The sequence below is a fragment of the Aeromonas sp. TECH754 genome, from assembly GCF_056279295.1.
This window is the reverse complement of sequence record NZ_JBWBRA010000001.1, coordinates 3,692,961-3,713,630: the sequence shown is the minus strand read 5'-3', so window position 1 is coordinate 3,713,630 and position 20,670 is coordinate 3,692,961. Positions and strand designations below refer to the sequence as shown.

Genomic DNA, 20,670 nt, shown 5'->3' with positions numbered 1-20,670 from the left:
TTGGGCCCCGCCGGGCCCTTCTCGTTTCGGAGGTCCCCATGTCCCGCATCCTGCTGCTCGCCAATCTCAACTGTGATCACGTGCTTTCCCTGGCCGAACCGCTGGTGGCAGGGGCACGCCTGCAATACGTGGATCAGGGGCGCCGGCTCGGCGGTGGCGCCGCCAACAGCGGCATCGGCCTGGTGTGGGCGGGACACGAGGTGCACATCGCCTCCCGGGTCGGGCTGGACGAGACCGGCGACTGGTTGCTGGAGCAGGCGGCCAGTTATGGCCTGAACTGCACCCATGTTGAGCGCTTCGGCGGCGAGACCGGCGAGCTGCTGATCCTGGTGGATTCCACCGGCGAGCGCACCATCCTCAGGCGCCAGCGCCGCCCGGATCTGCCCGGCAATCTGCCGACGGACGGGGTGGATTGCCTCTATGTGAACTATCCCGGTACCGCCATCATCGGCTACATGCGCCAGATGCTCGGCAAGAGTTTCGTGGTGGCCCAGTACCCCAAGGGCGGGCAGGCTCGTCGTCCCTGTCACGTGCTGGTGGCCTCCCGCTCCGATCTCGCCGAGGTGAGCGATCCCTGGCTGCATGCCCGTGCGCTGGCGGGCGATCAACTGGAGTGGCTGGTGCTGACCGAGGGCAAGGCGGGGGCCGTGGCCATCCACGGTGACGAGCAGATCCGGGTGGCGGCGCGGCCGGTGTCGGTGGTGGATACCACGGGGGCGGGGGATGCCTTCGCCGGTGGCCTGATCCACGGTCTGGCGCGAGGCATGGCGATCGGGGATGCCCTGCAGTGCGCGGTGGACTGGGGCGCCTTCGCGGTCGCCTCCGAGAGTTCGATCCCCTCCCTGGCGCTGAAAAACTGGCTGAAGCAGCCGCACTGAGGACGCGCGATCTGCCCGTTTTTCGCCGGTTCGGGTCAGGTTGGCTGGTGGAAGTTCGCCGCCAGAAATGACCAAAACTTCCCCCCGAGCAGGCAAGTTTGCGATCAATCAAAGAAAGTGTCGATTTATGTACATCTTCGTCGACACCCGTCCGGGCTGCTCTTAACCTTGTCACTCTACGACTCGGCTGAAGAAGCGGATCCTGTGCCGGCGCACCTGTCATCTCCCCTCTTGGCCATCGGTTGTCGTCCTGATTTCTGGCTTGTAGTAAGAGGCAAGTGCGACCATGCAACTGACACGATTTACCGACTACGCCCTGCGTACCCTGACGTTTCTGGCGATCCAGCCAGGTGATCGCCTGTCGACCATCACCGAGGTGGCCGATACCTTCGCCATCTCCCGCAACCACGTGGTCAAGATAGTGCATCAGCTCGGTATCAAGGGGTACATAGAGACGGTACGTGGCAAGCATGGCGGCATCCGTCTCGGGCGTTCCGCCGTCTCCATCAACCTGCGTGACGTGGTGATGGACATGGAAAACGTGCTCTGCCCGGTGGACTGCAAGCGCGAGAACTGCCGCCTCTCCGGTGGCTGCCGCATTCAGGGCATTCTGCGCCGGGCCATGAACGCCTTCCTCGAGGTGCTGGGGGAATACACCCTGGCCGATGCGGTGCGGGATCCGACCCGGCTCTGCCACCTGCTGGGCATAGAGCAGGACTCCATCCTCACCATGTCATAGCCGCCACGGCGTGCATCAGGGGCCTTCGGGCCCCTTTGTGTTTTCTGGCATCTGGAATGACGCCACTGTTGGGATCAGATGAGTGGCGATACCGTCAGTGCTGGGGGATCAGGGTGATGGCCCCGTGCAGGCAGGCGAGGCCGCAGGCACCGCAGCCATCGCAGGCCGCCATGTTGATGCTCACCCCGTCGCAGCTGGCCCTGATCGCCTGCTGGGGACAGGCATCCTCGCACAGCAGGCAGTAGAAGCCCTGGCGGGATTGGCAGCTCGCCTCGATCCTGACCCGGGTCTGTACCTGGCGGCCGAGGTGCAAGTCCAGCGCCCCCGTGGGGCAGGCTCTGGCACAACTGCCGCAGTAGCTGCACTGGCCACAGGCGAGATCCAGCATCGGGGTGCCGGCGATGGGGGTACCGTCGTATTCAGGTTGATCGGCCGGCTTGAGCAAGCCGTTGGGGCAAGCCTTGAAGCAGTCGCCGCAGCGGCTGCAGAGGGAGAGGAATTGAGACTCTTCGATGGCCCAGGGCGGGCGCGCTTCATGGCAAACCACGGGCGGTTTGCCGGTGTCTCCCAGTGCGTGCATCAACCAGCGACAGAAAAAATGTGCCATGCCTACCCCGAATACCCATTAGGGGTTAATTTTAGCGGGATTTCTGTCGGCAAGCCAGAGAATAGCGCGGCGCAGGATCGCAAGCCGGGTTGGCCTTGTGTAAGCTAGGCAGGTCTTTTTGCGTGGTTGAACATACACATGTGGTTATTTCTCTGGCGTGCCTCTCTGCTCTATGTGTTCCCGTTGCTGATGTGGGCCTACTGCCACATCAAGGGTATCGAGTTCGCCGATCTCGATACCGGGGTCAACAGCCACAAGTGGGTGGTGCTGGCAGCCTATCTCCTCTATGTCCTGATCTGGCTGCTGCTCAATCGCTATCTCGAACTCTTCCTGCGTCAACGGGGGCGTCGATGAGATTGTTCGATGCTCAGCCGCGGCAGCTTCTTAGCCATTATTCCGAACCGTTCCTGCGTCAGCGGGGCCGCCGATGAGATTGTTCGATGCTCAGCCGCGGCAGCTTCTTAGCCATTATTCCCAACCGTTCCTGCGTCAGCGGGGGCGTCGATGAGATTGTTCGATACTCAGCCACGGCGGCTTCTTAGCCATTATTCCGAACCGTTCCTGCGTCAGCGGGGGCGTCGATGACGCTGGCGGCGTGGCTGCCTGCGTTGCTGGCGGGGCTGCTCGCCCTCGGGCTCGGCTGGCTGGTCGGGCGGCGCGGAGCCCGCGAGCAGAGCCTGCTGCTCGAGGAGCGTTATCAGGCGCTGCAGGACAGGTTCGACGAGTTGCAGGACGAGAAGATGCTGGGCCAGCAGAAGCTGGAACAGCAGCAGACCCTGCTGCTCAAGCTCACCGCCCGCCTCAAGGATGCCGAGGCGACCCTGCGCAGCGAGCGCATCGCCAGCGCCGAGAAGCTGCAACTGCAGCAGCAGGCCGAGGCCCGCCTCAGCCTGCAGTTTGAAAACCTCGCCAACCGTATCTTCGAGCAAAACTCCGGCAACTTCCGCGAGCTGAACCAGAACAGCCTGGATCTGCTGCTGACCCCGCTGAAGGAGCAGCTCGAGGGCTTCCGCCGCCAGGTGGGGGAGACCCACGCCCAGGAGACGGCCCAGCGCCACAGCCTGCGGTTCGAGCTGGAGCGGCTCGCCGAGCTCAACGCCCGCATGACCGAGGAGGCGGCGGCGCTCACCCGCGCCCTCAAGGGCGACAGCAAGCAGCAGGGCAACTGGGGCGAGGTGGTGCTGGCCCGTATCCTCTCAGAGTGCGGCCTGCGGGAGGGTCACGAGTACCATACCCAGGTCAATATCGAGGTGGAGAAGAACAAGCGCTACCAGCCGGATGTGATCGTTCACCTGCCCCAGGAGAAAGACATCATCATCGACGCCAAGGTGTCGCTGACCGCCTACGAGCGCTGGTACAACAGCGATGACGAGCTGGGCAGGGCAGTGGCGCTCAAGGAACACGTCGCCTCGGTGCGCAACCACATCCGCGAACTGGGTCGCAAGGATTACCAGCAACTGCCGGGGGTGCGAACCCTCGACTACGTGCTGATGTTCGTGGCGGTGGAACCGGCCTTCCTGACCGCGGTGGAGGCCGATCCGTCGCTGGTGCGCTACGGGCTGGATCACAACATCCTGCTGGTGAGCCCCACCAACCTGATGGTGGCGCTGCGCACCATAGAGAACCTGTGGCGCTACGAGCGGCAGAACCAGAACTCGCGTCAGATAGCGGAGCGGGCCGGCCGGCTCTACGAGAAGCTGCGGCTGTTCGTGGAGGAGATGCAGCAGATGGGGGGCAGCCTGCACAAGGCGCAGGAGAGCTACGACAAGGCGATGGGCCGGCTGGTCAACGGCCGTGGCAACCTGATCTCCCAGGCCGAGCGTTTCCGCGAGCTGGGGGTGGAGGTGACCAAACCATTGCCCGAGCCCTTGATCAACCGCGCGCTGGAGCGGGAAGACCAGGCCGAATAAGCCGGCTCATCCATGCCATGACATGTAAAAGGCAGCCGCTGGCTGCCTTTTTGCTATCCGCTCGACTCGACCAGAGGGGAGGCATTCTGGTCGACAGATGGTTGTCTTGCCCCTCGTCATCCCGCCAAAATATCAAACTGCCATCGAGGGTTGATGGCAGAGCGCTTCTCTCCGAAAAAGCCATTCAACACTCCATTGCTACTGTTTCCAGAACGAGGGGAAGAAGATCACCGCCACGGTCAGGATCTCGAGCCGCCCCAGCAGCATGCCGAACGACAGTATCCACTTGGCCGAGTCCGGCAGACTGGCGAAGTTGGTGCTGGGGCCGATGACCGGGCCCATGCCGGGGCCCACGTTGGCCACCGCGGTGATGGAGCCCGAGATGGCGGTCAGCGGATCCAGACCGATGGCGGCGAGCAGGCCGGCGATCAGCAAGATGATGGCGAAGTAGGCCAGCACGAAGGAGATCATGGAGCGGATGATGGCGTCGTTGACCGGTCGGCCGTTGTATTTTTGCGGGAACACGGCGGAGGGGTGCATCAGCTGGCGCATCTGCTTCCGGAACAGGGCGAAAGCCACCTGCACCCGGAAGATCTTGAGGCCCCCGGCGGTGGAGCCGGAACAGGCGCCAAGCGCCAGCAGGATGATGAAGATGATGCTGGTGAGCGGCCCCCAGGTGCCGAAGTCACCGAGGCCGAAGCCGGTGGTGGTGAGCACAGAGACGATGTTGAAGCTGCTGATGCGCAGCGCATCCATGAAGCCGTAAATATCTCTTGCCCAGAGATAGAAGGTGACCACCAGGGTTACCCAGACCACCAACCAGAAAAAGCCACGCACCTGGGCATCCTTGAGCAGGCTGTTGTCGCGCCGGGACAGGGCCTGCACATAGAGCAGGAAGGGCAGGCCGCCGAGGAACATGAACAGGGTGCCAATCCAGTGTGCCGCGTGGGAGAAGTGGGACATGGACTGATCCGAGGTGGAGTAACCGCCGGTGCTCAAGGTCGCCATGGCGTGGTTGACCGCCTCGAACAGCGTCATGCCGCTCACCCAGTAGGCGAGGAAGCAGAGCATGGAGAGCACCAGATAGACCAGCACTATGTTGTTGGCCACCGTCTTGGCGCGCGGCGCGCTCTTGTCCGACCAATCCGAACTCTCGGTCTGGAACAGCTTCATGCCGCCCACGTTGAGGTAGGGCAGCACCGCCACCGCCATCACGATGAAGCCGACCCCTCCCAGCCACTGCAGGATGGAGCGCCACAGCAGGATGCTGGGAGCCATGCCATCGAGGCCGGAGAGCACTGTGGAACCCGTGGTGGTCACCCCGGACATGGTCTCGAAATAGGCGTCGGTGAAGTGGATGTGGGTGATGAAGACGAAGGGCAGGGCGCCGAAGATGCAGGCCACCACCCAGACCGAGGTGGTGAGCAGGAACATCTCCCGCACCCCGAGGTGAAACTCCGCCTTGCGGCCGTGGTGCAGGCAGAGCAGGGCGGCGCCGTGGGTGATCAGCACCGACTTGAGAAATTCGACGAAACCCTCGGAGCCGCTGAACAGCGCCAGCAGGGTGGGTAGCCACATGAACAGGGCCAGCTTGGAGAGCACCAGCCCGAGACTGAAGAGGATGGGACGCAGCTTGATCATGGAAGAAGACCGGGTCTGGGATGAACAAAAGACCCGGACAAGACGCTGGGTCGTTGTCCGGGTCTGGCTGCCATTGTCTGATGCATGGCCAGGTTAGAGGAAGAAGGGGCTTGGCTGGAACAGACGCTCCACTTCCGGGATGTATTTCTTGTCGACCAGAAACATCACCACGTGGTCATCCTGCTTGATCTGGGTGCGATCATGGGCGATCAGCACCTCGTCACCACGCACGACCGCACCTATGGTGGTGCCCGGCGGCAGCTTCAGATCACCCACCGTCTTGCCCACCACCTTGGAGGTGTTTTCATCGCCGTGGGCGATGGCCTCGATGGCCTCGGCCGCGCCGCGGCGCAAACTGTAGACGTTGGCGATGTCGGCCCGCCGCACGTGGGTCAGCAGGGCCGAGATGGTGGCCTGTTGGGGTGAGATGGCGATGTCGATGGAGCCACCCTGCACCAGATCCACGTAGGCGCCGCGCTGGATCAGCACCATGGTCTTCTTGGCGCCCATCTTCTTGGCGAGCAGGGCCGACATGATGTTGGCCTCATCCTCGTTGGTCACCGCGATGAAGACGTCGATCTGATCGATGTGCTCCTCCGCCAGCAGCTCCTGATCCGCCGCGTCGCCGCAGAACACGATGGTGTTCTCCAGCAGCTCCGACAGTTGCTCCGCCCGCTTCTGGTTGCGCTCGATCAGCTTCACGCTGTAGCGCTTCTCCAGCTGGCGGGCGAGACCGGCGCCGATGTTGCCGCCGCCGACGATCATGATGCGGCGATAGGGGCTCTCGAGTCGTTGCAGCTCCGACATCACGGCCCGGATATGACCGGCGGCGGCGACGAAGAACACCTCGTCATCCGCCTCTATGATGGTGGTCCCCTGGGGACGGATGGAGCGGCCCTGACGGAAGATGGCAGCCACCCGGGTCTCGATGTTCGGCATGTGATCCCGCAGGGTGGAGAGTGCATTGCCCACCAGCGGGCCGCCGTAGTAAGCCTTGACCGCTACCAGACCCACCTTGCCACCGGCGAAGTCCACCACCTGCAGCGCACCCGGATACTCGATCAGGCGGCGCACGTAGTCGGTTACCAGCTGCTCGGGGGCGATCAGGTGATCCACCGGCACGGATTCGGGCAGGAACAGCCGATCCCGCTCCACCAGATAGGCCGGGGAGCGGATCCGTGCCACCTTGTTCGGGGTATTGAACAGGGAGTAGGCCACCTGACAGGCGATCATGTTGGTCTCGTCGCTGTTGGTGACCGCGACCAGCATGTCCGCATCCTGGGCCCCCGCCTCGCGCAGCACCCTGGGGTGGGCGCCGTGGCCGTTCACCACCCGCAGATCGAACTTGTCCTGCAGCTCCCGCAGGCGGTCGCTGTCGGTATCGACGATGGTGATGTCGTTGTTCTCGCCCGCCAGGTTCTCCGCCAGGGTACCGCCGACCTGGCCCGCGCCAAGAATGATGATTTTCATAGGGAAATCTTGCTCAAGGTTGCTTCATTACGGGAGGGGCCAGCCGGTGTGACGCCCAGGGTGATGATCTTCATCGGGACACCTTGCTCAACATGGTGGCTTCGAAACGAGGGCGCCCGGTTCGGCGCCCTGACCCTTACTGCTTGATCAGCTTGGCGTAGTAGAAACCGTCCATCTCCGCCTCGCCCGGCAGGAACTGGCGACCCGGATTGTCCGGATTGTCTCCCTCGTGCAGGGGGATCAGGCGGGCATCCGGGGTGACGGCGAGGAAGGCGCGGATCTGCTCGCGGTTCTCTTCCGGCAGCACCGAGCAGGTGGCGTAGAGCAGGGTGCCACCCACTTTGAGCTTCGCCCAGAGCGCGTTGAGGATGCGGCGTTGCAGCTCGGCCAGTTCGCGGATGTCCTGATCCCGGCGCAGCCATTTGATGTCCGGGTGGCGGCGGATGACGCCGGTGGCGGAGCAGGGGGCATCCAGCAGGATGCGATCGAACTGACCCTGTGGCCACCACTGCTCGGGGGTGCTGGCGTCACCGTGGATCACCTGGGCGGTGAGGCCGATGCGATCCAGGTTCTCCTGCACCCGCTTGAGGCGGTTGTCGTCGGCATCGACCGCCACCACCCCGGCAAGCCCGGGTTGCAACTCCAGCAGGTGGGCGGTCTTGCCACCGGGGGCGGCGCAGGCATCCAGCACCCAGTCACCGGGCTGGGGATCGAGCAGGCGGGCGGCCTGCTGGGCGGCACCGTCCTGCACCGAGCAGTCGCCCTGCTCGAAGCCGGGCAGCTTGGTCACGTCGCAGGGGCGCTCCAGCAGGATGCAGTCGTCCCCTTCCTCGCCGGCGACCGCATTGATGCCGGCCTCGGCCATGCGGGCCAGCATCTGCTCGCGGCTCTGGCGCTGGCTGTTGTTGCGTATCCACATGGGGGGGCGCTGGTTGTTGGCCTCCATGATGAATTCCCAGTCGTCAGGATAGGCCTGGCGCAGGCGCTTGGTGATCCATTCGGGATGGCCGAGACGGATGCTGGGGACACGGTCGATGCGCAGCAGTATGACTTCGGCGCTGCGCTGGAAGTTGCGCAGCACGCCGTTGATGAGGCCGCGCAGGGAGGTGCCCTTGAGCAGCTTGACGGCGTTGACGGTCTCGGCCACCGCGGCATGGGCCGGAATGCGGGTGTAGATGAGCTGGTAGAGACCGACCAAGATCAGGTAGTGGAAGATGCGGCTCTTGTTCTTGAGCGGCTTGTCCATCATTTCGCTCACCGCCGCATCGAGGCGGGGCAGCCAGCGCAGGGTGCCGTAGCAGAGTTCTTGCAGGAGGGCGCGATCGCGAGGCGCGACCTTCTCCTGGGCAGCAGGCAGAACAGCGGAGAGGGATTGGCCCTGATCCAGCACCTGTTGAATAACGAGAGCAGCCTGTGCACGTGTTTTCATATGGTTACCTTAGATGCGCAAGTCGGGGCCCGGGCCCCGCTTGGTTCAATTCAATTGCGTGCCGGGTTCAAACCAGTCGCGGCGAGAGTTGAGCAGATCCGAGACGGACATGGCCTTCTTGCCGGGGGGCTGCAGGGTCAGCAGGCGCAGCACGCCCTTGCCGGTGGCAACGTCGATCCCCTGCTTGTCGGCCTTGAGCAGAGTACCGGCAGCCTGGCCGTGTTCCTGCTCCAGCACCTCGGCCTGCCAGACCTTGATGGTCTGCTCAGCCACCTCGAACCAGCTGATGGGCCAGGGATTGAAGGCGCGGATGCAGCGTTCGATGGCGGCGGCATCCATGGACCAGTCGATGCGGGCTTCTTCCTTGGAGAGCTTCTGGGCGTAGTTCGCCAGCGCATCGTCCTGCTGCTCGGCCTGAGCCTCGCCTGCGGCCATGGCATCGACCGTTTCGACCAGTGCCTGGGGGCCCAGCTCGGCCAGCTTGTCATACAGGCTGGTGGAGGTTTCGTCGGCGGCGATGAAGCAGGTGACTTTGCGGATCATGGCGCCGGTATCCAGCCCCACGTCCATCTGCATGATGGTCACGCCGGTTTCGCTATCCCCCGCCCAGATGGAGCGCTGGATCGGGGCGGCACCGCGCCAGCGTGGCAGCAGGGAGCCGTGCACGTTGATGCAGCCCAGGCGCGGGGTGTCGAGCACCGCCTTGGGCAGGATCAGGCCGTAAGCCACCACCACCATGAGATCGGCGCCGAGGGCCGCAAGCTCGGCCTGCGCCTCTTCATTGCGCAGGGAAGCGGGCTGATACACCGGCAGGTTGTGAGCGAGGGCCAGCGCCTTGACCGGGCTGGCGGTGAGCTTCTGACCACGGCCTGCCGGCTTGTCCGGCTGGGTGTAGACGGCGACGACCTCGTGCTCGGAAGACAACAACGCCGCCAGGTGACGGGCGGCGAAGTCGGGGGTACCGGCAAAAATCAGTTTCAGCTTATTCAATGGGGCAGATCCTCAGAGGGCTTGGCGATCTTCACGGGCCATCTTTTCCAGCTTCTGACGAATGCGCTGGCGCTTGAGTGGGGACAAGTAATCCACAAACAGTTTACCGACCAGATGATCCATCTCATGCTGAATGCAGATAGCGAGCAGATCGTCCGCTTCCAGCTCGAAAGGTTTGCCGTTGCGATCCAGCGCCCGCACCTTGACCCACTCGGCCCGTGGTACCAGGGCGCGACTGCCGGGGACGGAGAGGCAACCCTCTTCGATGCCGGTGCTGCCGGACTGTTCCAGAATCTCGGGGTTGATCAATACCAGCTGATCTTCACGGTTCTCAGAGACATCGATCACTATGATGCGCTGATGAATGTCGACCTGAGTCGCGGCCAGGCCTATGCCTTCCTCCGCGTACATGGTTTCGAACATATCATCTACAATCTGTTGTAACTCGGGTGTAATGGTCTCGACAGGGGCTGCGATAGTACGCAGACGCTCATCGGGGAAACGCAATACATCTAGAATGGCCATAGTTTTTTCTTTAGTTTCGTATAAATGCAGTCAATATTGACGTAATTCTAGTCATTTACGCCGACAAAAAACAGCAACACTTTGCGTGCAGAAGTAACAGGGAGTGTTATGCATCTGAAGCAAACCATCTTCGCCTGCCTGGCGGTAACCCTGACCAGTGGCGCCATGGCGCAGCAGCTGACGCTGAAACCTGGCCATCCTGACAATTATGTGGTGCAGAAGGGGGATACTCTTTGGGGTATTTCGGGTCAGTATCTGGCCGAACCCTGGCTCTGGCCACGTCTCTGGAACATCAATCCCCAGATCGCCAATCCGCACTGGATCTACCCCGGTGACGTGCTGCAACTGAGCTGGGTCAATGGTGAGCCCCGCCTCGGCAAGGCCAGTCAGGGCGGCAAACAGGTCATTCACCTGTCTCCCAAGAGCCGCTATGAAAACAAGGCCAGCCCGATCCCGACCCTGCCGCTCAGCGAGATAGGCTCCTTCCTGCAGACCGATCATATCCTGGCCGACAGCCAGCAGAGCAAGGACATGCCCTATGTGCTCGGCAATAACGAGAAGCATGTCGGCATGCTGGAGGGAGACACCCTCTATGTGCAGGGGTCGCTCACCCCTGGCCAGGATTATGGAGTTTATCACCTCGGCGTGACCTACAAGGACAAGCACACCGGGGAGCCACTTGGCCAGGAGGCGGTCTTCGTCGGCACGGTCAGGGCCGAGGAGCTGTTGGCCAACAACAGCACCAGAGTCACGCTCACTCACAACAGACGCGAGGTGTATCAGGGGGACAAAATCATCCCGCTGCCACCCCAGGAGAGTCTCTCCGCCGTCTTCATGCCCAAAGCTGCACCCGCCATCACCCCAGGTTATGTGATCGAGCTGCCGAGCAAGGCGCACGGTGGTGGCAAATTTGACGTGGTCCTCATCAACAAGGGATTGCGGGAGCAGGTGGCTCCTGGTGATGTGCTCCAGATCCTGCGCCCTGGCGCCGAGATGGTGGATAAAAATGGCAAGGTGTCGTACCGGGAGTATTCCTCCATTTATGACAAGGCATTCTATTCCGCTGGCAAGTCGGCCCTGCCAGCCGAGGCGGTTGCCAGAGTCATGTTGTTCAAGGTGTACGACAAGCTGAGTTATGGCCTCATCCTGCAGAGCCAGGACATGGTCGGTTCCGGTTATCAGGTCAGCAATTTCTGACGTGTCGCCTCCGCTGGAACGACTCGCGCTATGGTTGACGCTGGATGCGGTGACCGGCATAGGTCCGGTCACCGCGGCCCGTCTGCTGGCCCGCTTCGAGGGCGATATCGTCGCCCTGTTTGCCTGCGATGACAGGAGGTTGCGGGAAATTGGCCTCGATGAGGCCCAGATCCGGCAACTCAGGTGGCCGCAACCCGAAGTGGAACAGAGCCTGAACTGGGCCACCAGGCAAGGCCATCATCTTATCTGCCCCGACTCCCCTCACTATCCTGCCCTGTTGAAAGAGATCCCTGCCGCTCCCCTGTTGCTCTATTGCCGTGGTGCGCTGGAGTCGCTGGCATTGCCACAGTTGGCGATGGTGGGGACGCGCCATCCCACCTATGCCGGCAAGGACAACGCGGCTCGCTTGTGTGCCGAGCTAGTGGCCTGCGGTCTGGCGATCACCTCGGGGCTGGCGTTGGGCATCGATGGCGTTTGTCATCAGCAGGCGCTGGCAGCGGGCGGCGTGACGCTGGCGGTGCTGGGCTCCGGGCTGGATTGCCTCTATCCGAAGCGTCATCAGGGACTGGCCATGGAAATCCTGGCGCGCGGTGGTCTGCTGATCTCCGAGCTGGCGCCGGACAAGGGCCCCTTGGCCGAGCATTTTCCCCGTCGTAATCGCATCATCAGCGGTCTGTCGCTCGGGACCCTGGTGGTGGAGGCCGCCGAGCAGAGCGGCTCCCTGATCACCGCTCGTTACGCGCTGGAGCAGGGTCGCGAGGTGTTTGCCGTACCCGGCGCCCCGCAAAATAGCCAGGCGGCAGGTTGCAACCGGCTGCTCCAGCAGGGGGCCAAGCTGGTCTTGACGGCCGCCGATGTCATGGAGGAATTACCGGCTTTGGCGTCCCTGGCTCCGCCCGTGAGCCGCTCTCCAGAGCCTTCGCATAATAGCGAATTGCCTTATGCCGATTTGTTGGATAACGTAGATTATGAAGCCACGAGCGTGGATACCGTTGCCGAGCGGTCCCGGCTTCCTGTCGAGCAAGTGCTCGGCAGGTTGGTAGAGCTGGAGCTGGCAGGTGCAGTGATGGCGGTAGCCGGTGGATACGTCAGAACGAGGAGGGCGAATCATGTTTGATGTATTGATGTACCTTTTCGAGACCTACATCCACAGCGATGCAGATGTGATGGTCGAGCAGGATGAACTCACCGACGAACTGAGCCGGGCCGGTTTCAATCAAGACGAAATCGAGAAGGCGCTCAACTGGCTGGAGCGGCTGGCCAATCTGCATGACAGCGAGCGGGAAGTGTATGTCACCGCCAGCGCGCAAGGTTCGATGCGGATCTATGCCCCGCAAGAGCTGGCCCGCCTGGGCACCGAGTGCCGCGGTTTCCTGTTGTTCCTGGAACAGGCGCAGGTGTTGAATGCCGAAACCCGCGAGATCTGCATCGAGCGTCTGCTCGAGCTGGATAAACCGGATATCGAGCTGGATGATCTCAAATGGGTAGTCATGATGGTATTGTTCAACGTACCGGGCAGTGAAAATGCCTATCAGCAGATGGAAGAGCTGGTGTTTGATGAGTCAGACGGTGTCATCCACTGACAGCTCGGTGCCGCGCTGGTAGAATTCAGACCATCTGGATTTCAAGGCGCGGCCCATGTCAAAAATCGATCATCATCTTTTCTCCACCCACGAGCCTGCGTTCGAGCGGGAGTCTTGCCCGCAGTGTGGTGCCGAGCTGGTGATCCGTCAGGGCAAGCATGGTCCCTTTCTAGGCTGCTCCGCCTATCCTTCCTGTGATTACATCCGCTCCCTGACCCCCTCTGGTCGTGATATCGAGAAGGTGCTCGAGGGTTCAGCCTGTCCGGACTGCGGCCAGCCACTGGCGATCAAGAAGGGGCGCTACGGCCTGTTTGTGGGTTGTACCCAGTATCCAGTCTGTCAGCATATCGAATCCTTGCAGGAGAGCGACGACACCCAGATCCTCTGCCCCGAGTGTGGCAAGAACCATCTGGTGAGCCGCACTTCCCGTTACGGCAAACAGTTTTATTCCTGCGACGGCTATCCCCATTGTAAATATGTGGTTAACGACAAGCCGATCCCCATGCCCTGTCCAAAATGTGGCTGGGGCATCATGGTAGAGAAGAAAGTGAGGGGAAATCTGTGCTGGATCTGCCCGCAAAAGAAATGCGGCCATCAAACTGAGCAGGTATAATCCCGCCGCCGTAACCAAATTGAAACGTTTTCGGCGAACTTCAACCCCCCACTTGGAGTAAGGAAATTCCCACCATGAATAAACCCTTTGTTGCCGTATTGATGGGCTCTGATTCAGATTTCCCCGTGATGCAAACCACCCTTGAAGTCCTCAAGACTTTTGATATCACAGTGGAAGTGAAAGTGACCTCCGCGCACCGTACTCCGGCGGCGACCCATCAGTACGTCACCGATGCCGAAGCCCGTGGCTGCAAGGTCTTTATCTGTGCCGCCGGGTTGGCCGCCCATCTGGCCGGTGCCGTCGCCGGCATCACCACCCGCCCGGTGATCGGAGTGCCTATCGATGGCGGTCCGCTCAAGGGCCTGGATGCGCTGCTCTCCACCGTGCAAATGCCGGGTGGCGTGCCGGTAGCGACAGTGGCGATCGGCAAAGCCGGCGCCAAGAACGCAGGTTACCTGGCTGCCCAGATGCTGGCGGTCGGTAATGACGAGCTGGCGGCCAAGGTACGGGCGGAACGCCAGAAGAATGCCGAAGAGGTGATGGCCAAGGATGCCGCCCTGCAGGCTGAGCTGCTCAAGTAAGTAATGAGGCGGCAGCCAGCCGGACATGTTCGTGCTTTTCCTGGATAACAGGACGCGCGAATGTGCACCGGCGGCTGCCGCTCTAACAGGTTCAATCTTAATAAGTGATGAGGCGGTAGCTTGGCTGCCGCATTTTTTATGCCAAATGAATTTGAACAAGCGATTGCCGCCCTCCGTACCGATGGGGTGATCGCCTATGCGACCGAGGCCGTGTTTGGCCTGGGTTGTGATCCCGACTCCGAGGCAGCGGTGCAGCGCCTGCTGACCATCAAGCAGCGTCCGGTGGAGAAGGGTTTGATCCTGATCGCCGCCGATGTGGCGCAGTTACAGGATTACATCGACCTCAGCCAGCTCAGCCCCGAGCAGCTTGCTCGCGTACAGGCGAGTTGGCCGGGTCCCTTCACCTGGATCATGCCGGCCCGTGCCACTACGCCAGCCTGGTTGACGGGGCGTTTCGATACCCTGGCGGTGCGCGTCAGCGCCCACCCTCAGGTACAGGCCCTGTGCCGCGCCTATGGCAAGCCGCTGGTTTCCACCAGTGCCAACCTGACTGGTGAAGAGCCGGCCCGTTGCACCGCCGACATAGGGACAACCCTGACACAACTGCTGGCCTATGTGCTGCCCGGCGAAGTGGGTGGCCAGGCCAATCCATCCGAGATCAAGGACGCCAGAACCGGCGCCGTCATTCGCCCTTCCTGAGGAGGGGAGTTTTCTTTTGCCGAAGAGCGGCGCGCCTCGAGCCCTGTCGCGACATCATAATAAAACAGGCAGGGCATGACCCCGCCTGACTGGAGACGAGATGAGCAAACCGGACGTGGCCCAGGTCAAGGCCTTCCTGCTGCAGTTGCAGGACGAGATCTGCCGTGGGCTGGAGCAGGCCGATGGGGAAGGGCGCTTCGTGGAGGATGCCTGGACCCGTGACGGTGGCGGCGGTGGCCGTACCCGGGTATTGCGTCACGGCGCCGTGATCGAACAAGGGGGCGTCAACTTCTCCCATGTCCATGGTGATGCCATGCCAGCCTCGGCCACCGCTCACCGTCCCGAGTTGGCGGGGCGCACGTTCGAGGCCATGGGCGTCTCGCTGGTGATCCATCCGCACAACCCCCATGTGCCGACCAGTCATGCCAACGTCCGTTTCTTCATCGCCGAGAAGGCAGGTGAAGATCCCATCTGGTGGTTCGGCGGTGGCTTCGATCTGACGCCTTTTTATCCCTTCGCCGAAGATGTGCAGCACTGGCATCGGGTGTCGCGTGATCTTTGCCAGCCCTTTGGTGAGGACATCTATCCCGAGTTCAAGTCCTGGTGCGACCGTTATTTCTTCCTCAAGCACAGGAACGAAACACGTGGGGTCGGCGGTCTCTTCTTCGACGATCTGAATCGCTGGCCATTCGAGGATTGCTTCGCCTTCATGCGGGCGGTCGGCAATGGCTACCTCGACGCCTATCTGCCGATCGTCGAACGTCGCAAGGCGCTGCCCTTCGGTGAGCGGGAGCGAGCCTTCCAGCTCTATCGCCGTGGTCGCTACGTGGAGTTCAACCTGGTCTACGACAGGGGCACCTTGTTTGGTCTGCAGACCGGGGGCCGGACCGAGTCGATCCTGATGTCCATGCCGCCCCTGGCGCGCTGGGAGTATGACTGGCAGCCGGAGGCGGGTAGCCCGGAGGCGTTGCTTTACCGCGACTACCTGGTCCCCAGAGACTGGTTGTGAGCAGAGGGGCCTTTAGCGGCCCCTTTTTGTTGTCGAGATTCGGCTTGTTCCTGATTGGGAAAACCCGTTAAATCGAAATATCGCCTTCTGATGGAACTCTTTGATGGATCGTTATCTGGTTTTTGGCCACCCGGTGCGCCACAGCAAGTCCCCCTTCATCCATACCCTGTTTGCCAGACAGACGCAGCAAGCGCTGGAGTATGGGCTGGCCGAGCCTGCCATCGATGATTTTGCCATTGTCCTGCGTGCTTTCTTCGCCGAAGGGGGCAAGGGCTGCAACGTGACGGTGCCCTTCAAGGAGCAGGCATTCTCCCTCGTCGATCGACTGAGCCCGAGGGCAAGGCTGGCGGGAGCGGTCAACACCATCAAGCTGACCGATGACGGTGTATTGCTCGGGGACAATACCGATGGCGCAGGTCTGGTGGCCGATCTCAAGGCCCATGGCGTGACTCTGGCGGGCAGCCGGATCCTGCTGCTCGGGGCCGGTGGGGCCGCCCGGGGGGCGCTGGCTCCCTTGTTGGCCGAGCAACCGGTCGAGCTGGTGATCGCCAACCGTACCCATGCCAAGGCTGAGCAGCTGGCGACCGAGTTTCAGATGCTGGGGGAGATCAGGGCCCAGACTTACGAGCAATTGAGCGGTAGATTCGATCTCGTCATCAACTCCACTTCCGCCAGTTTGCAGGGTGACCTGCCTCCTCTCGAGTCCACCCTGATCCACGCCGATATCGCCATCTACGACATGATGTACGGTGCGACGGACACCCCCTTCATTCACTGGGCAAAGCAGCACGGCGCCCGGCGGACCATGGATGGGCTGGGCATGCTGGTGGAGCAGGCTGCCGAGGCATTCACCGTGTGGCGTGGCATCAGACCAGGCACCAAGCAGGTATTGCGGGAGCTGAAGCGCAATCTGGGGATCCTGTAAAGCGAGGCATCCGTTTCCCGAGCCGAGACTTGGCAAGAACAAGGGGCATGACAGTGTTCAGCTGACGAAATCAGCGTCAGAGATCGGCCGCAGAACAACAGTCACCTCGGCAGTCTTCGGTGGGCCAAAGTAGCCGTTCTGGCCCCCATTCAGGAAAAACACCCACAAAGCCTGCAAGCTGCCGTGTTTCGGCTTTAAGCATCGACTTTTAAAAATCGATTAAAAACAATGTGTTGAAGTTTCCTTGGTGGTCTACCTGATAAATTGTTCAAGTTTTTTTCCGATACAGCGGAACTTGCATGAAATGGTGCTGACTAACTAGATAGTTGAGGAAGTGCTAGCTAGTCACCTTTATAACTCCCCGGTATTTATACTGGGGATTTTTTTATCCATATGAAAAATAAAGTAATTTATCTTATCTATTTTCATTGAAACTAAATTACATAAATTACTTTCACCTTCTGCTGCTTTGCTGTACAGTTATCTGCGTAGGGTACAGAGGTAAGATGTTCTATCTTTCAGACCTTTTATTTCACGTAATTGAATGTGGCTGAATAGCAGCCCCGATGAGTCTTCGTCGGGGTGTTTTTTTATGCCTGTAAATTAGAGTAAACACTTCAATTTTGCTCGGCTTTTGTTAGAATGAGGGCGTTTCTTGAGGAAAACCAATTGTCTTTGTTCTCGAGAATTAGCTTTTTCCCAATTTTTGAACTCATTGCTTAAGGCCAGTACCGCAGGTTGTGTTACTGGCCTCATTTTTGTCCCGCCTTCGTTTCTTCCTCCTGAATGTATGTAATAAAATTTCAGTTTCGTTCCTTTGTGGCTCTGAACGGGTTCTATTCAAGTGGAAAATTGAAAACGCTATCACAGTGGCGGTAAGTTAATTTCTCGAGCAGCTAAACTTGATATCATGCTGATTATAAATGCTTATTCCATGAGCAGGGGCGGTAGTGGCATGACGGAGAGGCTGGGGATTAGTGAGAGAGGGCAGAGTGAAAGTCTTTCAATCAGCGGAGGACTAACTCCGCTCATTGCAGCAGGGCGAGGAGTACCTTACTCCTCGATGTGATCGTCTTCGTCAGCATCAACCGGGTCAATGTCGGCACCGGACAGGTACCAGCCCGTCAGGGTTTGGGCCAGCTTCTCGACACCAATGTTGGTGAGTGAAGAGAAAGCTTCGACCTGGATCTGCGGACCCAGCTCCGCCACGGCCTGGCGCACCTTGATCACCTGATTGTTGCGAGGGCCCGGGCTCAGCTTGTCGGCCTTGGTCAGCAACAGCATGACCGGCAGCTCGCGGTGTGCGCTCCACTCCAGCATATTCATGTCAGTCTCTTTGAGCGGGTGGCGGATATCCATCAGGATTACCAGTCCTTTCAATGACTCACGGCGTTGCAGATATTCTGCCAACGACTTTTGCCACTTGAGCTTCATTTCCAGCGGTACTTGGGCATAACCATAGCCCGGCAGATCGACCAGACGCTTGCCAGGTTCGAGCTCGAACAAGTTGATCAGCTGGGTACGGCCCGGGGTCTTACTGGTCCGTGCCAGGTTCTTGTGTTTGGTTAAGGTATTCAATGCAGATGACTTACCGGCGTTGGAACGACCGGCAAACGCGATCTCGACACCCCCATCATTTGGCAGGTGGCGGATGTCGGGTGCGCTGGTCACAAAATGCACCTTATTGAAATTTAGAGTTTGTGTATCCAACGTAAATTCCCCATAGAGATAGAGGGTTATAGAGTTACTTTTATGTGAAATCGTGTAAAATGGCGTCGCTTAAACGCGTTTATTTTAACATGCCTTCGGCGGCATGGGATCTGGAAGCCTAATAACGAGAAAGTTGGAACGCCATGAAGAACCTAGTCATTACACTTGCTCTGATGGTTGGCGTAACTGGGATGGCACAAGCCAAGGGCGATGCCGCTGCGGGACAAACCAAGGCTGCCGTCTGTGCGGCCTGCCATGGACCGGACGGCAACAGCCCAGTTGACATGTATCCCAAGATTGCTGGTCAGCACGCATCATATATCAAAAAACAATTAGTTGAACTGAAGGCTGCAGCTTCTGGCCAAACTGGCCGGGTTGCTCCCATCATGGGACCCATGGCTTTGCCCCTGTCCGACCAGGATATGGACGATCTGGCCGCCTATTTCTCCAGTCAGAAGGTCACGCCGATCGCCGTGCCTGATGAGGTGGTCGCTACCGGCAAGGCGCTGTATATGGGTGGAGACATGAGCCGGGGTCTGGCCGCTTGTACCGCCTGCCATGGACCGCGTGGATCCGGTATTGAACAGGCCAAATATCCCAATCTGTCGGGGCAGCATCCCGCCTATATCAAGGCGCAGCTCACCGCCTTCCGCACTGCCGCGCGTGAAAACGACCCCAACGGCATGATGCGCGACGTGGCCAAGAAGTTGACGGATCAGGATATCGAGGCGCTGTCCCAATACGTGGCTGGCCTGCACTGATAGCAACAGAAAACTATCTTGTTGAAAATAAACGGGGAACTATATGTTCCCCGTTTATTTTTGGCCTTTAACACCATTTACCATAAATGGCCCGCATTGTTGTAAGAGATCTTCCATTTCCAAATCCGGTCTGGGCTGAAATAGTCTGCAGCTTTCATTGTGGAAGCCATAACTTTCAATATGTTAAATGCGAGTCACTGATTTACCTGCGTTTGAAAACATGCTGAGTGGATTGAGCCATTCTGCCGAGTTGTTACAGTGGAGCCATGGAATGCCCCTGCGAGTGGCTCTGCGCTCGGCAAGGGTGGACAGGACGTCGGCTCGACACATGCAGCACATGGCAGTGGTGGGCACGGGATGATAGAACCAGGATGGTAACCGCTCGGGATGAGCGGGACTGCGGGAAGCAACCACCCCGGATGGATGGCAGGATGTCATCAGGACGGGTCAGGCAAGCACACGCACATTCAGGATCGACGAATAAATAAGGGTCAGGATGACCCCAAAAGAAAGATGATGCGCAGAAGTACGCCCAGGGAAGAGGCGTTTGCAACCAGGGAATGGGACTCGCATAAACATATAAAGGCAGCTTCGGCTGCCTTTTTTCAGTTGGGTCATTAACCCGCCTAGCCATTCTGTGTCAAAATACCAGCAACATGCCCAGAGGATGCCGATCCTGCGGTGTTCAGCGGCCAAATCTGGCCGAATTGGTGCGGGATCCCACTCTTGTTCCAGATTTACTGTTCCCCGTCTCAGCATCCCCCCGGACGAAATAATCCCGGGTTCGGGCTTCAATCCAGTTATTTGTCGGAGTCATTCATGTCGGCCAAACAACCCACCCGCAAGCCTACCGGCAAGCGCAAAGAATCAGATACCAGTGCCCAGGAAGGTCGTGAGCGCAAGCGCGCCGCCAAGCGCAAGGGCTTGAAGGCGGGCTCCCGTCAGCAGGCAGAGCAGTCTCATAACGGCGGCAACAAGCAACCCAAGGATCCGCGCATCGGTTCCCGCAAGCCGATCGTGCTGGTCCTGGACGAGAAGAAAACCAAGTCGGTGGCAGCCAAGCCACTGAAAGAGAAGAGCCTGGTGATGACGCCGGAGCAGGAACTCGCCTCCATCGAGAACGATGACCGCCTGAACGATCTGCTGGATCGCCTGGATAACGGTGAGACCCTGGAAGCGGCCGAGCAGGCCTGGGTTGATCAGCGTGTCGATCGTTATCAGGAGCTGATGGATGAGCTCGGCATCATCGACACCGATGAAGACGAAGATGAAGACGCCGTGTTCGATGAAGCCGACTTCGACGAGCCGAGTCAGCCCGCCTCCGAAGAGGAGTTGTGGGAGCGCTTCAACCAGGCCGGTTATCAGCCTGAACCCAAGCCAGAGCCGAAGAAGAAGTGATGAGC

The 20,670-nt window shown here is 60.1% G+C and carries 22 protein-coding genes; 15 read left to right on the top strand and 7 right to left on the bottom strand.

Translation table 11 applies throughout. The features are described 5' to 3' along the window. Positions 1-38: 38 nt before the first annotated feature. Both ACZ9IL_RS16960 and ACZ9IL_RS16955 read left to right on the top strand, forming a co-directional pair. Positions 39-878 (top strand): PfkB family carbohydrate kinase, encoded by an 840-nt coding sequence (locus ACZ9IL_RS16960; RefSeq protein ID WP_476004523.1) that lies wholly within the window; start codon positions 39-41, stop codon positions 876-878. A 286-nt stretch (positions 879-1,164) separates the two neighbouring features. Further along, complete coding sequence (locus ACZ9IL_RS16955) at positions 1,165-1,617, top strand: Rrf2 family transcriptional regulator (RefSeq protein ID WP_476004522.1); 453 nt, start codon at positions 1,165-1,167, stop codon at positions 1,615-1,617. Between the two features lie 94 nt (positions 1,618-1,711). Here the strand turns inward: ACZ9IL_RS16955 and ACZ9IL_RS16950 are convergent, their stop codons facing one another. Next, on the bottom strand, positions 1,712-2,224 hold the full coding sequence (locus ACZ9IL_RS16950; RefSeq protein ID WP_476004521.1) for a ferredoxin-type protein NapF: 513 nt from the start codon (positions 2,222-2,224) through the stop codon (positions 1,712-1,714). A 138-nt stretch (positions 2,225-2,362) separates the two neighbouring features. Between ACZ9IL_RS16950 and ACZ9IL_RS16945 the strand changes: the two genes are divergently transcribed. Beyond that, positions 2,363-2,578 (top strand): hypothetical protein, encoded by a 216-nt coding sequence (locus ACZ9IL_RS16945; protein ID WP_476004520.1) that lies wholly within the window; start codon positions 2,363-2,365, stop codon positions 2,576-2,578. Positions 2,579-2,805: 227 nt separating this feature from the next. Then, positions 2,806-4,134, top strand: a complete 1,329-nt coding sequence (gene rmuC / locus ACZ9IL_RS16940) for a DNA recombination protein RmuC (protein ID WP_476004519.1) — start codon at positions 2,806-2,808, stop codon at positions 4,132-4,134. Positions 4,135-4,332: 198 nt separating this feature from the next. On the opposite strand, the gene ACZ9IL_RS16935 is transcribed toward rmuC, so the two are convergent. From ACZ9IL_RS16935 to def, 5 genes are all read right to left on the bottom strand, one after another. Next, on the bottom strand, positions 4,333-5,775 hold the full coding sequence (locus ACZ9IL_RS16935) for a TrkH family potassium uptake protein (RefSeq protein WP_476004518.1): 1,443 nt from the start codon (positions 5,773-5,775) through the stop codon (positions 4,333-4,335). Between the two features lie 93 nt (positions 5,776-5,868). Further along, on the bottom strand, positions 5,869-7,245 hold the full coding sequence (gene trkA / locus ACZ9IL_RS16930) for a Trk system potassium transporter TrkA (RefSeq protein WP_476004517.1): 1,377 nt from the start codon (positions 7,243-7,245) through the stop codon (positions 5,869-5,871). A 136-nt stretch (positions 7,246-7,381) separates the two neighbouring features. Then, positions 7,382-8,674, bottom strand: a complete 1,293-nt coding sequence (rsmB, locus tag ACZ9IL_RS16925) for a 16S rRNA (cytosine(967)-C(5))-methyltransferase RsmB (RefSeq protein WP_476004516.1) — start codon at positions 8,672-8,674, stop codon at positions 7,382-7,384. 45 nt (positions 8,675-8,719) lie between these two features. Further along, complete coding sequence (gene fmt, locus ACZ9IL_RS16920; protein ID WP_476004515.1) at positions 8,720-9,664, bottom strand: methionyl-tRNA formyltransferase; 945 nt, start codon at positions 9,662-9,664, stop codon at positions 8,720-8,722. 12 nt (positions 9,665-9,676) lie between these two features. Next, positions 9,677-10,189 (bottom strand): peptide deformylase, encoded by a 513-nt coding sequence (def, locus tag ACZ9IL_RS16915; RefSeq protein ID WP_033131390.1) that lies wholly within the window; start codon positions 10,187-10,189, stop codon positions 9,677-9,679. 108 nt (positions 10,190-10,297) lie between these two features. On the opposite strand from def, the gene ACZ9IL_RS16910 reads away from it, so the two are divergent. From ACZ9IL_RS16910 to spfP, 9 genes are all read left to right on the top strand, one after another. Then, complete coding sequence (locus tag ACZ9IL_RS16910; protein ID WP_476004514.1) at positions 10,298-11,386, top strand: LysM peptidoglycan-binding domain-containing protein; 1,089 nt, start codon at positions 10,298-10,300, stop codon at positions 11,384-11,386. Between the two features lies 1 nt (position 11,387). Continuing rightward, a complete protein-coding gene (dprA, locus tag ACZ9IL_RS16905; protein ID WP_476004513.1) occupies positions 11,388-12,503 on the top strand; it encodes a DNA-processing protein DprA in 1,116 nt (371 codons plus the stop codon). Continuing rightward, a complete protein-coding gene (locus tag ACZ9IL_RS16900) occupies positions 12,496-12,969 on the top strand; it encodes a DUF494 family protein (RefSeq protein ID WP_476004512.1) in 474 nt (157 codons plus the stop codon). Before dprA ends, ACZ9IL_RS16900 begins: the two co-directional genes overlap by 8 nt. A 55-nt stretch (positions 12,970-13,024) precedes the next feature. Then, entirely contained in the window at positions 13,025-13,582 is a 558-nt protein-coding gene (locus ACZ9IL_RS16895) for a DNA topoisomerase family protein (RefSeq protein ID WP_476004511.1), read from the top strand. 74 nt (positions 13,583-13,656) lie between these two features. After that, positions 13,657-14,163, top strand: coding sequence for a 5-(carboxyamino)imidazole ribonucleotide mutase (purE, locus tag ACZ9IL_RS16890; RefSeq protein ID WP_033131395.1), 507 nt, complete (start codon positions 13,657-13,659; stop codon positions 14,161-14,163). Positions 14,164-14,301: 138 nt separating this feature from the next. After that, the gene (tsaC, locus tag ACZ9IL_RS16885; RefSeq protein WP_476004510.1) at positions 14,302-14,862 is read left to right on the top strand and encodes an L-threonylcarbamoyladenylate synthase type 1 TsaC; all 561 of its coding nucleotides are present in this window, start codon (positions 14,302-14,304) and stop codon (positions 14,860-14,862) included. Positions 14,863-14,962: 100 nt separating this feature from the next. Continuing rightward, the gene (gene hemF / locus ACZ9IL_RS16880; protein WP_476004509.1) at positions 14,963-15,871 is read left to right on the top strand and encodes an oxygen-dependent coproporphyrinogen oxidase; all 909 of its coding nucleotides are present in this window, start codon (positions 14,963-14,965) and stop codon (positions 15,869-15,871) included. A 103-nt stretch (positions 15,872-15,974) separates the two neighbouring features. Beyond that, the gene (gene aroE / locus ACZ9IL_RS16875) at positions 15,975-16,796 is read left to right on the top strand and encodes a shikimate dehydrogenase (RefSeq protein ID WP_476004508.1); all 822 of its coding nucleotides are present in this window, start codon (positions 15,975-15,977) and stop codon (positions 16,794-16,796) included. Positions 16,797-17,302: 506 nt separating this feature from the next. Continuing rightward, on the top strand, positions 17,303-17,350 hold the full coding sequence (gene spfP, locus ACZ9IL_RS16870) for a small protein SpfP (RefSeq protein ID WP_462101308.1): 48 nt from the start codon (positions 17,303-17,305) through the stop codon (positions 17,348-17,350). Between the two features lie 499 nt (positions 17,351-17,849). On the opposite strand, the gene yihA is transcribed toward spfP, so the two are convergent. Then, entirely contained in the window at positions 17,850-18,506 is a 657-nt protein-coding gene (yihA, locus tag ACZ9IL_RS16865) for a ribosome biogenesis GTP-binding protein YihA/YsxC (protein WP_476004507.1), read from the bottom strand. A gap of 143 nt (positions 18,507-18,649) precedes the next feature. Between yihA and ACZ9IL_RS16860 the strand changes: the two genes are divergently transcribed. Together ACZ9IL_RS16860 and yihI are read left to right on the top strand one after the other, a co-directional pair. Further along, positions 18,650-19,267 (top strand): c-type cytochrome, encoded by a 618-nt coding sequence (locus ACZ9IL_RS16860; protein ID WP_476004506.1) that lies wholly within the window; start codon positions 18,650-18,652, stop codon positions 19,265-19,267. Positions 19,268-20,086: 819 nt separating this feature from the next. After that, positions 20,087-20,665 carry a Der GTPase-activating protein YihI gene (gene yihI / locus ACZ9IL_RS16855; protein WP_476004505.1) on the top strand — a complete coding sequence of 193 codons (579 nt, stop codon included), beginning with the start codon at positions 20,087-20,089 and terminating at the stop codon, positions 20,663-20,665. Positions 20,666-20,670 lie beyond the last annotated feature (5 nt).

Coding starts and splice junctions, on each gene's coding strand:
- ACZ9IL_RS16960 (WP_476004523.1), top strand. CDS start 39: ATGTCCCGCATCCTGCTGCTCGCCAATCTCAACTGTGATCACGTGCTT.
- ACZ9IL_RS16955 (WP_476004522.1), top strand. CDS start 1,165: ATGCAACTGACACGATTTACCGACTACGCCCTGCGTACCCTGACGTTT.
- ACZ9IL_RS16950 (WP_476004521.1), bottom strand. CDS start 2,224: ATGGCACATTTTTTCTGTCGCTGGTTGATGCACGCACTGGGAGACACC.
- ACZ9IL_RS16945 (WP_476004520.1), top strand. CDS start 2,363: ATGTGGTTATTTCTCTGGCGTGCCTCTCTGCTCTATGTGTTCCCGTTG.
- rmuC (WP_476004519.1), top strand. CDS start 2,806: ATGACGCTGGCGGCGTGGCTGCCTGCGTTGCTGGCGGGGCTGCTCGCC.
- ACZ9IL_RS16935 (WP_476004518.1), bottom strand. CDS start 5,775: ATGATCAAGCTGCGTCCCATCCTCTTCAGTCTCGGGCTGGTGCTCTCC.
- trkA (WP_476004517.1), bottom strand. CDS start 7,245: ATGAAAATCATCATTCTTGGCGCGGGCCAGGTCGGCGGTACCCTGGCG.
- rsmB (WP_476004516.1), bottom strand. CDS start 8,674: ATGAAAACACGTGCACAGGCTGCTCTCGTTATTCAACAGGTGCTGGAT.
- def (WP_033131390.1), bottom strand. CDS start 10,189: ATGGCCATTCTAGATGTATTGCGTTTCCCCGATGAGCGTCTGCGTACT.
- ACZ9IL_RS16910 (WP_476004514.1), top strand. CDS start 10,298: ATGCATCTGAAGCAAACCATCTTCGCCTGCCTGGCGGTAACCCTGACC.
- ACZ9IL_RS16900 (WP_476004512.1), top strand. CDS start 12,496: ATGTTTGATGTATTGATGTACCTTTTCGAGACCTACATCCACAGCGAT.
- ACZ9IL_RS16895 (WP_476004511.1), top strand. CDS start 13,025: ATGTCAAAAATCGATCATCATCTTTTCTCCACCCACGAGCCTGCGTTC.
- purE (WP_033131395.1), top strand. CDS start 13,657: ATGAATAAACCCTTTGTTGCCGTATTGATGGGCTCTGATTCAGATTTC.
- tsaC (WP_476004510.1), top strand. CDS start 14,302: ATGCCAAATGAATTTGAACAAGCGATTGCCGCCCTCCGTACCGATGGG.
- hemF (WP_476004509.1), top strand. CDS start 14,963: ATGAGCAAACCGGACGTGGCCCAGGTCAAGGCCTTCCTGCTGCAGTTG.
- aroE (WP_476004508.1), top strand. CDS start 15,975: ATGGATCGTTATCTGGTTTTTGGCCACCCGGTGCGCCACAGCAAGTCC.
- ACZ9IL_RS16860 (WP_476004506.1), top strand. CDS start 18,650: ATGAAGAACCTAGTCATTACACTTGCTCTGATGGTTGGCGTAACTGGG.
- yihI (WP_476004505.1), top strand. CDS start 20,087: ATGTCGGCCAAACAACCCACCCGCAAGCCTACCGGCAAGCGCAAAGAA.